Raw genomic sequence first — 13116 nt, forward strand, 5'->3', positions numbered from 1 at the left:
AGTCCATTTTTCGACGAATAAATGACTTGAGTCTGATCGCCAGGCGCAGCGCAGTATTAAGAGTTTTCTTACAAGGTACTTCGTTTTTAACTTACAGAAGCAACCTTCAACATTTTAGGACGCTCCAAACAAAAAAAGCCCCATGGCCGAATGGACCACGGGGCTAAAAATTGGCTGGATGCGACCAACCAAAGGAGCTCTTTACATCATTTGGCCGTCGCGACGACCGTATCCGGCTGCCATCCACCGCCCAGCGCCTTGTAGATCGCCACAATCCCGCGATACAGGTCCACTTCGGCCTGGGCCTGGGTGTCTTCGGCGGCCAGGCGTTCGCGCTGGGCGTCGAGCAGGACCAGGAAGTCCACGGTGCCTTCGCGATAGCGGATGGCGGCGAGGTCGGCGGCGGCGCGGCTGGACTCACTTTGACGAATCAATGAGACCAGACGCTGTTGGCGTTTGCCGTAATCACTGAAGGCATTTTCCGATTCTTCCAGCGCCAGCAGCACTTGTTGCTCATAGGTGGCCAGCGCGCCATCCGCTTCGGCATCCGCGCCGCGCAAGCGAGCACGCACGCTGCCCAGGTCAAACGCGGCCCAGGTGATGCTCGGGCCCAGGGCCCAGGCATTTGCGGCGGACGAGCCGATCTGCGAACCGCGCCCGGCGGTAAAGCCGAGGAAGCCGCTGAGGCTGACCCGTGGGAACAGGTCGGCCTTGGCCACGCCGATGCGCGCGGTGGCGGCGGCCAGTTTGCGTTCGGCGCTGAGGATGTCCGGGCGCCGTTGCAGCAGTTGTCCTGGATCGCCGATCGGCAACGCCTTGGCAATCGCCGGCAGGTCTTTGGGGCTCAGGTCTACGCTCAGTTTGTCGGGGCGCTGGCCGAGGAGGGTGGCGATGCGGTTACGCTCGCGCACCTGCTCGGCCTGCAGTTGCGGCACGCTGGCTTCTACCGCCGCCAGGCGTGCGTCGGCACGTTCCACGTCGAGCTGGTCGCCCACCCCGGCATCGCGCAGGCTGATGGTGATGGTGCGCGATTCCTGTTGGTTCTTCAGGTTGTCCAGGGCAATGCGTTCACGCAGTTGCGCGCCGCGCAGTTGACCGTAGGCGTCGACCAGTTCGGCAATCATGCTGACTTGCAGTTGGTACAAGTCAGCTTCGGCGGCCTGCTGGTCGGCGTCGGTGGCTTCCAGGTTGCGCTGGATGCGGCCGAACAGGTCCAGTTCCCACGCCATGTCCAGGCCCAGGTCGTAACGCTCGGTCTTGACCCTGCGCGTGGTTTGCCCGGGGATCTGGCCTTTGCCCTGGTCACTGCTGACGCGGCTGGTGATGGTCGGCATGGCGTCATTGCTGGCGTCATCGCGGATCGCCCGTGCCGCTCGCAGGCGGGCAAAGGCCACGCGCAGGTCACGGTTGCCTTGCAGGGATTGCGTCACCAACTGGTTCAGGGTCGGGTCTTCGAACTGCTGCCACCAGATGCCTTCGAACTTGGCGTGGTCATATTGCTTGGCATCCGCGGCGGCGGTGATGTTCGCCGCCTCCGGGGTTTGGGCATTGTAGTCCGGGCCCACGGCACAGGCGCTCAGCGCCAGTACCAGCAAGCTTGGCAAAAACACGTTCACACTCATTGCTGTGTCTCCAGCTTCAAGGCCTTGGCCGCTTTGCGCGCTTCCTGGCGCTCCACATAGCGACGGATCAGTACGTAGAACACTGGCGTCAGCAACAGACCGAAGAAGGTCACCCCGATCATCCCGGAGAACACCGCCACACCCATGGCATGACGCATCTCGGCACCGGCACCGCTGGAGAACACCAGGGGTACCACGCCCATGATGAACGCGAACGACGTCATCAGGATCGGCCGCAGACGCAGACGGCAGGCTTCCAGTACCGCGGCGAGCGGGTCGAGGCCTTCCTGCTGTTTGTCCTTGGCGAACTCCACGATCAGGATCGCGTTCTTACAGGCCAGGCCCACCAGTACGATCAGGCCGATCTGGGTAAAGATGTTGTTGTCGCCGCCCGACATGATCACCCCGGTAATGGCCGACAGCAGCGTCATCGGCACGATCAGGATCACCGCCAGCGGCAGGCTCCAGCTTTCGTATTGGGCGGCCAGTACCAGGAACGCCAGCAATACGCAGAGCGGGAACACGAACAGCGCGGTGTTGCCCGAGAGGATTTGCTGATAGGTCAGGTCGGTCCACTCGTAGGTCATGCCGTTGGGCAGTTCATCCTTCAACAGTTTTTCGATCGCGGCCTGGGCCTGGCCCGAGCTGTAGCCCGGTGCGGCGTTGCCGTTGATTTCGGCGGTGATAAAACCGTTGTAGTGCATCACGCGGTCCGGCCCCGAGGTGTCGCTGACCTTGATAAAGGTCGCCAGCGGGATCATCTCGCCCTTGTTGTTGCGCACTTTCAATTGGCCGATCTGGTCTTCGTCCAGGCGGAACTGCTGCTCAGCCTGCACGTTGACCTGGTAGGTGCGGCCAAAGCGGTTGAAGTCGTTGGCATACAGCGAGCCCAGGTAGATCTGCAGGGTGTCGAAGATGTCGCTGATCGCCACGCCGTGGGTCTTGGCCTTTTCGCGGTCGATGGCGGCATCGACCTGGGGCACGTTGACCGTGTAGCTGGTGAACAGGCCGAACAACTCCGGCACGTTATGGCTCTTGGCGATGATGTTCTGGGTTTCTTTGTACAGCTCGTCGTAACCCAGGTTGCCACGGTCTTCGATCTGCAGGCGGAACCCGCCGATGGTGCCCAGGCCCTGTACCGGCGGCGGTGGGAAGATCGCCATGTAGGCTTCCTGGATGTTGCTGTACTGGCCGTTCAAGGCGCCGGCAATCGCACCGGCCGACATGCTCGGGTCTTTACGCTCGTCGAACGGCTTGAGGGTCACGAACACGATGCCGCTGTTCGGGCTGTTGGTAAAACCGTTGATCGACAGGCCGGGGAACGCCACCGCGCTGTCCACGCCCGGTTGTTTCAAGGCGATCTCGGACATGCGCTTGATCACGTCTTCGGTGCGGTCCAGGCTCGCGGCGTCCGGCAGTTGAGCGAAGGCCACCAGGTATTGCTTGTCCTGGGCCGGTACGAAACCGGTCGGGGTGTGGGCAAAGCCGAACCAGGTCAGCACCATCAGGCCGGCGTACAGGAACAGGGCGATGCCGCTGCCGCGAATCACTCGGCGTACGGTGCCGACATAACCGTGGCTGGCTTTCTCGAAGAAGCGGTTGAACGGACGGAACAACCAGCCGCCGAAAATCTTGTCGAGCACCTTGGAGAAGCGGTCCTTTGGCGCGTCGTGGCTGCGCAGCAACACGGCGGCCAGGGCAGGGGACAAGGTCAGCGAGTTGAAGGCCGAGATCACCGTGGAAATTGCGATGGTCAAGGCGAACTGTTTGTAGAACTGCCCGGTCAGGCCGCTGATGAAGGCCGCTGGGATGAACACCGCACACAGCACCAACGCGGTGGCGATGATCGGGCCGGTCACTTCGCTCATGGCTTTTTCAGTGGCCGGGAACGGTTCCAGGCCCAGCTCGATGTTACGTTCGACGTTCTCCACCACCACGATGGCGTCGTCCACCACGATACCGATGGCCAATACCAGGCCGAACAATGACAGGGCGTTGAGCGAAAAGCCGAACAGGTGCATGACCGCAAACGTACCGATCAACGATACCGGCACCGCCACCAACGGAATGATCGAGGCGCGCCAGGTTTGCAGGAACAGAATCACCACCAGCACCACCAGGATCAGTGCTTCAAACAGGGTGTGCACCACCGCTTCGATGGAACCCCGGACGAAGATGGTCGGGTCGTAGACGATGCTGAAGTCCATGCCTTGCGGGAAGCTCTTTTTCAGCTCTTCCATCTTGCCGCGCACTTCGTTGGAGATCTCGATAGCGTTGGAACCCGGCCGCTGGAAGATCGGGATCGCCACGGCCGGCTGATTGTTGAGCAACGAACGCAGGGCGTATTGGCTGGAGCCCAGCTCCACCCGTGCGATGTCCTTGAGGCGGGTGATTTCACCGTTATCGCCGGCGCGAATAACGATGTTCTCGAACTCTTCCTCAGTGACCAGGCGGCCTTGGGTATTCACCGACAACTGGAACGCGGTGGCATTCGGTGCGGGCGGCGCGCCCAGGGCACCGGCAGCCACCTGGCGGTTTTGTTCGCGAATGGCCGTTACCACATCGGTGGCGGTCAGGTTGCGCGAAGCGGTCTTGTTCGGGTCCAGCCATACACGCAGCGAGTAGTCGCCCATGCCGAACAGCTGCACATCACCCACGCCCCCCAGGCGCGCCAACTCATCCTTGATATTGAGCAAGGCGTAGTTGGACAGGTAGAGCATGTCGTAACGCTGATCCGGGGAGGTCAAGTGCACCACCATGGTCAGGTCGGGGGAGGCCTTGTCCACGGTAATACCGATGCGGGTCACTTCCTCGGGCAGTTTTGGCTGCGTACGGGTGACGCGGTTTTGTACCTGCACCTGTGCGTTGTCCAGGTCGGTACCCAGGGCGAAGGTGATGGTCAGGGTCAGCTTGCCATCGGCGGTCGACTGCGAGGACATGTACAGCATGTTCTCGACGCCGGTGATGGCCTGCTCAAGCGGGGCCGCCACGGTTTCACCGATGACCTTGGGGTTGGCGCCCGGGAAGTTGGCGCGTACCACGACGGTCGGCGGCACCACTTCCGGGTATTCGCTGATCGGCAATTGGAACAGCGAGATCGCGCCGGCGATCAGGATCAACAGCGAAAGTACCGCTGCGAAGATCGGCCGCGAAATGAAGAACTTGGAAAAATTCATCTTGAGTCGTATCCCTTAACCGCGTGGAGTCGCGACGCTGGCCAGCTTGGGCGCGGGTTTTTCCGGCGCCACTTGTTCCAGGTTGCTGGCTTCAAGCGCTTGTCGTTGTTGGGCCAAGGCGGCGAGGGTTTCCTTGCTGGCCATCGGGATGGTTTCCGGGGCGACCGGCGAGCCTGGGCGCACACGCTGCAGGCCCTTGACGATAATGGTGTCGTCCTTGTTCAGGCCGCTGCGCACGATGCGCAAACCTTCGATCTTCGGCCCCAGCTCTACCGAGCGATACGCCGGCTTGTCGCCGTCCATCACCAGCACGAACTTCTTGCCCAGGTCGGTGCCCACGGCTTCGTCGTTGATCAGCACGGCGGAGTAGGTGCCGCTGCCCACCAACTTGAGGCGCGCATACAGGCCTGGGGTGTATTCGCCCTTGCTGTTATCGAACACCGCGCGCCCACGGATGGTGCCGGTGGCCGGGTTGACCTGGTTGTCGACGAAGTTCATTTGGCCCAGGTGCGGGTTGCCGGTTTCGTTCGACAGGCCCAGGTACACCGGGGTGGTGGCGCCACGACGGCCCTGGCGGGCCAACTCGGTGTACTTGAGGAACACGCGCTCATCGGCGTCGAAGTAGGCGTAGACCTTGTCGGTGGAGACCACGCTGGTCAGCGCGGTGGTATCGGCGGTCACCAGGTTGCCGGCGGTGATTTCGGCACGGCTGACGCGGCCGCTGATCGGCGCGGTCACGCGGGTGAAGCTCAGGTTCAGCTTGGCCAGGTCCAACTGCGCCTGGATCCCGGCGACGGCGGCGCGGGCCTCCTGGGCGGCGGTGGTGCGCGAGTCGGCCAGTTCGGCGGAGATCGCATTGCTCTGGCGCAGGCGTTCGCCACGCTGGGCTTCGTTGTCGCTGCGGGTGGCAGCGGCTTTGGTCTGGGCAAGCTGGGCTTCAAGGCGGCGCACTTCAGCCTGGAACGGACGCGGGTCAATCTGGAACAGCAGGTCGCCTTTCTTGACCAAAGCGCCTTCAGTGAAAGCGACTTGGTCAATCTGGCCGGAAACCCGTGGGCGGATCTGTACGGTTTCCGGTGCTTCCAGGCGCCCGGTGAACTCGTCCCACTCATTGACCGGTTGCTCCAGCACCTTGGCCACGCTGACTTTGGCCGCCGGCATGGCGGCCGCTTGTTCCGGGGTCTTGCCGCACGCGCTCATCACCACCACGGCCAAAATCGCCAGGGGGAAGCGCAAATGTTTGAGTGACTGTTCCATGAGGTGCATCCGCCAATGTATTTGAGATGGGCGGATCATGCGCGGGGACGCGGTATGTCACGAATCGAATGAAGCAAAGGTAACTATCATTCGGAATGATATAAGCACGGGATGAGCCCTCTAGCCTGGGGCTTTCGTTAGGGTGCTATCGATGGCCGTGATAGCAATACCGACGAAGCAGGGGGGCCTGGCGGCCGAGCTTACTCCTGTGACGCCCTGATAGCCGACACATATCTGGCTCACGGGTAGAGATCCAAATGTAGGAGGGGGCTTGCTCCCGATGGCAGTGGGTCAGGAACGGATGCATTCACTGACACGCCCTCATCGGGAGCAAGCTGCCTGCGCCACGGGCGGTTTACTTATGCAAAATCGCCTGGTGAATATCCTGCAACGCCATGATGCGCTGGGCGGCATTGAGTTTGATGGCTTCCTTGGGCATGCCGAACACCACGCAACTGGCTTCGTCCTGGGCCACCGTGGCGGCTCCGGCGTCGAGCATTTCCTTGAGGCCGCGGGCGCCGTCGTCGCCCATGCCGGTCATGATGATGCCCGTGGCGTTCTTGCCGGCAAACTTGGCCACCGAGCGAAACAGCACATCGACGGAGGGGCGGTGCCGGTTGACCAGCGGCCCGTCGATGACCTGGGCGTGATAGAAGGCGCCGCTGCGGGTGACCATCAGGTGCTTGCCGCCAGGGGCGATCAGCGCAAGGCCGGGGAGTATGCGGTCGTTGTTGCGGGCTTCGCGCACCTCGATCTGGCACACGCTGTTGAGGCGCTCGGCAAATGACGCGGTGAATTTCTCCGGCATGTGCTGCACGATCACCATGCCTGGGCACACCCTGGGCAGCGCCGTGAGTACCGCTTCCAGCGCTTGAGTGCCGCCGGTGGAGGTGCCGATGGCGACGATGCGTTCGGTGGTCTGCGCCATGGCCTGGCCGTTGGCGGCGGGCAGGATCGCGTCGGCACTGAGTTTGCCCGCCGGTGCGGGGGCGGGTGTCAGCCGTGCGCTGCGCTTGCCCAGGTTCTTGACGTTGGAATGGGCCGCCGCGCGGATCGCGGCGACCAATTCCGGCGCCGACTCGATCAGGAAATTTTTCAAGCCCGTGGTGGGTTTGGTGATGACTTCCACCGCGCCGGCCGACAGCGCCTGCAGGGAGGTCTCCGCGCCTTTTTGGGTCAGTGAGGAGCAGATCACCACCGGCGTCGGCCGCTCGCTCATGATTTTGCGCAGAAAAGTGATGCCGTCCATGCGCGGCATTTCCACGTCCAGCACGATCACATCCGGCCATTCCCGGGCGAGTTTGTCCATGGCGAAGATCGGGTCGGAGGCCGCGCCCATGACGTGGATGTCCGGCGTGTCGTTGAAGATCGCCAGCAGCACCTGGCGTACCACGGCCGAGTCATCGACCAGCAATACACTGATTTTTTTGGAAGGCATGGTTTTAACGTTTTCCCATTGGTTGATGCCGGACCCAGACGTTGCCGTTCCACAGGTCGAACACAATAGTGCGATAGCCGGTACTGCCCATGTCCTGGGCCGTGAGGTGCAAATCATGGCGCTCGGCGAGGGCCAGCGCCGCGAGGACGTTCAGGCTGGCCACATTGCGCGCCGGCAGGTACACCTGCGTGGGGAACATCTCGCCGCCGCCGAACACCTTTACCTGATAATCCTGTGGCCGCGTGCCGTGGGCGTGCGCGTGTTGAAGCAGCAGCTCCAGCGCTTCGTCACCGTATTTGCCATCCAGTGGCTGATCAACCCGCATGCGCGCCGGCAACATGAAATGGCACATGCCGCCGATCAACCGTTGCGGGTGCCAGAAGGTGAACGCCACGCAGGATCCCAACAGCGTGCGCAGGCGTGTCGGCCGCGTCACAAAGCTGACCTGGCCTGGCGCCAGGACCACCTCGGCGGCATCGACCGGCTTTTTCATGGCTTGCGGTAAATCGACGGCGCCACCAGCTTCAAGGTGTCGTTCACACCGTTGAGGCTTTCGGAGTGACTGATGATGAAGTGGCCGCCGGGTTTAAGCTGCGGCAACAAGCGCGCAACCACTTGGCGCTTGGTCTGCTGGTCGAAGTAGATCATCACGTTGCGCAGGAAAATCACATCGAACTCACCAAGGCCGGGCAACGGTTCGTTCAGGTTGACCTGCACGAAGCTCACGCGGTTGCGCAGGCTCTTGTCGATCAGGAAGGTGCCTTCCTGGCGGCCGATACCTTTGAGGCAGTACTTGGTCAGCAGCGGCTGGGGCAGGGTGCCGGCGCGCTCCATCGAATAATGCCCGGTGCGCGCCTTGGCCAGTACCTGGGTGCTGATGTCCGAGCCGATCACTTCCCAGGGCGTGGTGCCCAGCGCCTCGGCCAGGGTCATCGCCAGGCTGTAGGGTTCTTCGCCCGATGAGCTGGCCGCGCTCCATACGCGAAACACTTTGCCTGGCGCGGCCCTGGGCAATACCTGCTGGCGCAGAAAGTCAAAGTGCTTGGGTTCGCGAAAAAAGTAGGTCTCATTGGTGGTCAGCAGGTCCAGCGCGACTTGCAGCTCGCCCTGGCGCTGGTCACTCATGATCAGTTGGAAATAATCCCCATAGCTCTGCAGCTCATAGTGCTTTAGGCGCTTGGACAGGCGCCCGGCCACCAGGGCTTTCTTGGCCGACGACAGGTTGATGCCTGCCGCACGGTACAGCCAGGATTGGAACTGACCGAATTCACGGTCGTTGAGCGAGGCGGTGTCTGCCATGATCGAGCCTCAACGCGCGTCGAGGTCGAGCGCCGGCGCCTGGGCGCTTTCGGCCAGGCTGGACATCTCATCGATAGACAGCACTTTGTTCACCTCCAGCACAATCACGAACTTGCCATCGACCTTGGCCATGCCACCGATAAAGTCGGCGCGAATCCGCGCGCCGAAGCTGGGCGGCGGCTCGATCTGCGCCGCCGGGATCTCCTGCACGGCAGAGACCGTGTCCACCAGCAGCCCAATGTCCTGGTGCGGGCCATCGTCAGTGCTGGCTTCGATGATGATGACGCAGGAGCGCCGGGTAATCGACGAGTTAGCCCGGCCAAAACGCGCCGACAGGTCAACCACCGGCACCACGGCGCCGCGCAGGTTGATCACGCCGCGCACGAACGCGGGCATCATCGGCACCACGGTCAGGCTGCCGTATTCGATGATTTCCTTGATGCCCAGAATGCCGATGGCGAACATCTCGCCGCCAAGCATGAAGGTCAGGTATTGCGCATCCTCATCGGCCGCAACCACGGCCTGCCGGGTAGTCATTACTGCACCCATGTCATTCTCCCTGTGAGCCCGCATTGAGGGTTGCCATCAGAAACGGGTGAATTCCGATTCGTCCGGGGCGCTGGCCATGTTGTAGGCGAAGGCTTTGCGCGGGGCCTGCGGGGCCGGGCGCGGTGGCTGACGGCTGGGCTTGCTGCCCGGGCTGTCGGGGTTGCTGTTTTGCACCACGGCCTTCGGGGCGGAGTCGAGCACGAAAAAGCTCATCGCTTGTTGCAGTTGCTCGGCCTGGCTGCTCATTTCTTCGGCGGTGGCGGCCAGTTCCTCGCTGCTGGAGGCGTTCTGCTGGGTCACTTGGTTGAGCTGGGTCATGGCCGTGTTGATCTGCGCGACACCGGCGGCCTGTTCCTCGGAGGCGGCACTGATTTCCTGCACCAGGTCGGAGGTCTTGTTGATCGAGGGCACCATTTCGTCGAGCAACTTGCCGGCTTTTTCGGCCATGTCCACGCTGCTGGACGACAACTCGCCGATTTCCTGGGCGGCCACCTGGCTGCGCTCCGCCAGTTTGCGCACTTCGGCGGCCACCACGGCAAAGCCTTTGCCGTGCTCGCCGGCCCGCGCGGCCTCGATGGCGGCGTTGAGCGCCAGCAGGTTGGTCTGGTAGGCAATGTCATCGATGATGCTGATGCGCTGGGCGATTTTCTTCATCGCCACCACGGTTTGCTGCACCGACTCGCCGCCGTCGGTGGCTTCTTTGGCGGCCTTGCTGGCCATGCCATCGGTGACCTTGGCGTTTTCGGTGTTCTGGTTGATGCTCGCGCTCATCTGCTCCACCGACGCGCTGGTTTCCTCGACGCTGGCGGCCTGTTCGCTGGTGGCCTGGCTCATCGACTGCGCGGTGGCGCTGACTTGCTCCGAGGCGCTGGCCAGGTTGTCGGCGGCGTTGCGCACTTCGCCGATGATATGCGCGAGCTTGCCGACCATATCGCGCATGGCGTTGAGCACCATGCCGGTTTCATCCTTCGAGCCGGGCGCGATGGGCGCAGTGAGATTGCCTTCGGCCAATTGTTCGGCGGCGGTCGCGGCCAGTCGCAGCGGGCGCGAAATAATCCGCGCGATGAACAGGGCCAGGCCCAGGCCGATCAGCAGCGCCGCGCCCAGTACCACGATGATCAACAGGCGTGATTCTTCATACAGCACCGAGCCCCGGTCACCGGCTACCGTGGCGCCGGCATCGTTGAGTTCGACCATTTTCTGCAGGCGGTTGGTCAACTCATCGAAGTGCGTCTTGGATTCGCCGCGCAGCAGGGCGCGCGCCTGGGCTTCCTGGTTCTGCCGGGACAGCTCCAGCAATTGCTGGCTGGCCGCGAGGTAAGCGTTCCAGGCGCTTTTCACTCCGGCCAGCAACTGACGGTCTTCGTCGTTCGACAGCAGTTGTTCGTAGGTGTCCAGCCGGGTTTCGAACTGCTGGCGCGCTTCCACTGCTTCGCGCTCGGCCTGGGCTTTCTCCTCGGCCACTTCGGTACTGATATTGCGGTTTTCCTTCAGCCGGTAGTTGGCGGCAAAAAAGCGCATGCCGGCCGCCGCGCGCATCGACGGCATCCAGTTGCCCCGGATCTCCTGCGCCGCATGGTTGACGGCGCCCAGTTGGAGGATGGCGAACGCGCCCATCCCCGCCGTGAGCGCCAGGACCACCAGGAATGAGCTGATCAACTTGGTGGAAATTTTAAGATCGTAGAACCATTTCATCGGGGAACCTCCATGGAAATTGCAAATGCTTCAGCGCACGACGACCGAGGCCTGGGGGGGCACCTGAGGCGTGCGCGCTTCTTGTTGTACGATTTGATTGAGCAGTGCCGGCACATCCAGGATCAGGGCCACCGCGCCGCTGCCCAGGATGGTCGAGCCGCTGATGCCGCGCAGCGCGCCGAACAGCTTGCCCAAGGGTTTGATCACGGTCTGGAACTCGCCGAGCAGGTCATCCACCACCAGCCCGGCCTTGTGCTCGGCATAGCGCACCACCACCACGTTCTGGCGGCGCGCCGCCGGGCCTTCGTGGCTGAAATGCTCGCGCAGGTCGACCAGCGGCAACACCTCGCCACGCAGGTCCAGGTAGCCCTGGTCGCGGCTGGATTGGCGCTGGCGTTCGTCCAGTTCGATGCATTCCTGAACCATGTCCAGCGGAATCACGTAAGTGGATTGGTCGATGCCCACCAGGAAGCCATTGATGATCGCCAGGGTCAGCGGCAGGCGAATGCGCACCACGGTGCCCTGGCCAGGGCGGCTGTCGAGGTCGACGGTGCCGCGCAACAGGGTGATATTGCGCTTGACCACATCCATGCCGACGCCGCGTCCGGAGAGGTTGGTCACCGCCTCGGCCGTGGAAAAGCCGGCTTCGAAAATCAGGTTGTAGATCTCCTGGTCGCTGAGCTGCGCGCCGCTGGCGACCAGCCCGCGCTCCTGGGCTTTTTCCAGGATCCGTTCGCGGTTGAGCCCGGCACCGTCGTCGGCGATCTCGATCACGATGCTGCCCGAATCGTGATATGCGTTCAGGCTCAGGTGGCCCTTGGCTGACTTGCCTGCCGCGCGCCGGGCGTCGGCATTTTCGATGCCGTGGTCCATGGCATTGCGCAACAGATGCATCAGCGGGTCGCCGATTTTCTCCACCACGGTTTTGTCCAGCTCGGTTTCCGCACCGTTGATGATCAGGTCGATGTCCTTGCCCAATTCCTGGCTGACATCGCGTACCACGCGGCGGAAGCGATTGAAGGTGTCGCCGATCGGGATCATGCGCAGGTGCAGGGCGCCATCGAGGATCTCTTCCACCAGCCCCGACACGGTGGAGGTGGCTTCCTGCAACGGGTCGTTGTTGCAGGAGCGGGCCAGCAGGCTGGCACCGGCGCTGGCGATAACCAGCTCGCCCACCAGATTGATCAATTCGTCGAGCTTGTCGGCATTGACCCGCACGTAGGCGCCATCGCGGGGCTTGGCGTCGCTGCCCGTGGCCACGCGCTGTTGCGCAGCTTGCGTGGGGCTGGCGGGCGCGGCCTGGGTGACCAGCTCGGTGCCGGTGGCGGGGCCACTGTCGCTCGGCTCATCAACGGCGCAAATCTGTACTTCACAGTCATCGCGCACGAAATCGAAGACTTCGTTGAGGGTTGTGTGGCTGGCATTCGAACGCAGGTCGATCTCGAATCCCAGGTAGCAGCTTTCCGGGTCCCAGGCGTCCACGGGTGGAATGCTGTCGGTCAGGGTAGTGACCTGTAGCACCTGGCCCAAGGTGTCGAGGTAACGCAGGAAGGACAACGGGTCCATGCCGTTGCGAAACACGTCCACGCCGAAGCGCAGGGAAATATGCCAGAGCAGCTCGGCCTGAGGCGCGTCATCCGTCACGGCGATTTCGCCGCCGGCGGGGGCGGCCTGCAGCGGCTGATAGGCGCTCAGCGCCTCGCGCAACACCTCACCGCGTTCCAGCGTGGCAGGCTGCAGCGCGCCGTCGTGATGGTCGACCGCCTCGATCAGTTCGAGCATGTGGTCGCCGCACTTGAGCAGCAGCGCGATCAGCGCCGCATCCACGGTTACACTGCCCTCGCGCAGGCGGTCGAGTACATCTTCGACGATATGCGTGAACCCGACGATGGGCGCCAGGCCAAACAACCCAGCGGAGCCCTTGATGGTATGTGCGGCGCGAAACACCGCGCCGATGGCATCCTCATCACCTGGCTCGTTTTCCAATTGCAGCAGGGATTGCTCCATGACCTGCAACAGCTCGCGTGCCTCGACGATAAAGGTCTGCTGTGCCTGATCGAGATTAATACTCACCTGGACA

9 protein-coding genes are annotated in these 13116 nt (G+C 62.7%); all 9 read right to left on the bottom strand.

Annotated elements, in window-relative coordinates; genetic code table 11:
- Positions 1 to 206 precede the first annotated feature (206 nt).
- The 9 genes from KSS96_RS14215 to KSS96_RS14255 all read right to left on the bottom strand — a co-directional run bounded on the left by KSS96_RS14215 (position 207) and on the right by KSS96_RS14255 (position 13109).
- Entirely contained in the window at positions 207 to 1622 is a 1416-nt protein-coding gene (locus KSS96_RS14215; protein WP_065876890.1) for an efflux transporter outer membrane subunit, read from the bottom strand.
- Positions 1619 to 4798: an efflux RND transporter permease subunit gene (locus tag KSS96_RS14220; RefSeq protein WP_017529017.1), complete on the bottom strand. Its 3180-nt coding sequence runs from the start codon at positions 4796 to 4798 to the stop codon at positions 1619 to 1621. Before KSS96_RS14220 ends, KSS96_RS14215 begins: the two co-directional genes overlap by 4 nt.
- A gap of 15 nt (positions 4799 to 4813) precedes the next feature.
- Entirely contained in the window at positions 4814 to 6055 is a 1242-nt protein-coding gene (gene mexE, locus KSS96_RS14225; protein ID WP_065876897.1) for a multidrug efflux RND transporter periplasmic adaptor subunit MexE, read from the bottom strand.
- 355 nt (positions 6056 to 6410) lie between these two features.
- Positions 6411 to 7493 carry a protein-glutamate methylesterase/protein-glutamine glutaminase gene (locus KSS96_RS14230; protein ID WP_217854966.1) on the bottom strand — a complete coding sequence of 361 codons (1083 nt, stop codon included), beginning with the start codon at positions 7491 to 7493 and terminating at the stop codon, positions 6411 to 6413.
- A 4-nt stretch (positions 7494 to 7497) separates the two neighbouring features.
- Positions 7498 to 7986 (bottom strand): chemoreceptor glutamine deamidase CheD, encoded by a 489-nt coding sequence (gene cheD, locus KSS96_RS14235; RefSeq protein ID WP_017529020.1) that lies wholly within the window; start codon positions 7984 to 7986, stop codon positions 7498 to 7500.
- On the bottom strand, positions 7983 to 8792 hold the full coding sequence (locus KSS96_RS14240; protein WP_017529021.1) for a CheR family methyltransferase: 810 nt from the start codon (positions 8790 to 8792) through the stop codon (positions 7983 to 7985). The genes cheD and KSS96_RS14240 overlap by 4 nt, the downstream gene beginning before the upstream one ends.
- Before the next feature lie 9 nt (positions 8793 to 8801).
- Complete coding sequence (locus KSS96_RS14245; RefSeq protein WP_065876893.1) at positions 8802 to 9341, bottom strand: chemotaxis protein CheW; 540 nt, start codon at positions 9339 to 9341, stop codon at positions 8802 to 8804.
- A 36-nt stretch (positions 9342 to 9377) separates the two neighbouring features.
- The gene (locus KSS96_RS14250; RefSeq protein ID WP_068931602.1) at positions 9378 to 11036 is read right to left on the bottom strand and encodes a methyl-accepting chemotaxis protein; all 1659 of its coding nucleotides are present in this window, start codon (positions 11034 to 11036) and stop codon (positions 9378 to 9380) included.
- A 30-nt stretch (positions 11037 to 11066) separates the two neighbouring features.
- Positions 11067 to 13109, bottom strand: a complete 2043-nt coding sequence (locus tag KSS96_RS14255) for a chemotaxis protein CheA (RefSeq protein ID WP_217854968.1) — start codon at positions 13107 to 13109, stop codon at positions 11067 to 11069.
- Between the last annotated feature and the right edge of the window lie 7 nt (positions 13110 to 13116).

It is taken from the genome of Pseudomonas asgharzadehiana, from assembly GCF_019139815.1.
Classification (GTDB): Bacteria; Pseudomonadota; Gammaproteobacteria; order Pseudomonadales; family Pseudomonadaceae; genus Aquipseudomonas; species Aquipseudomonas asgharzadehiana.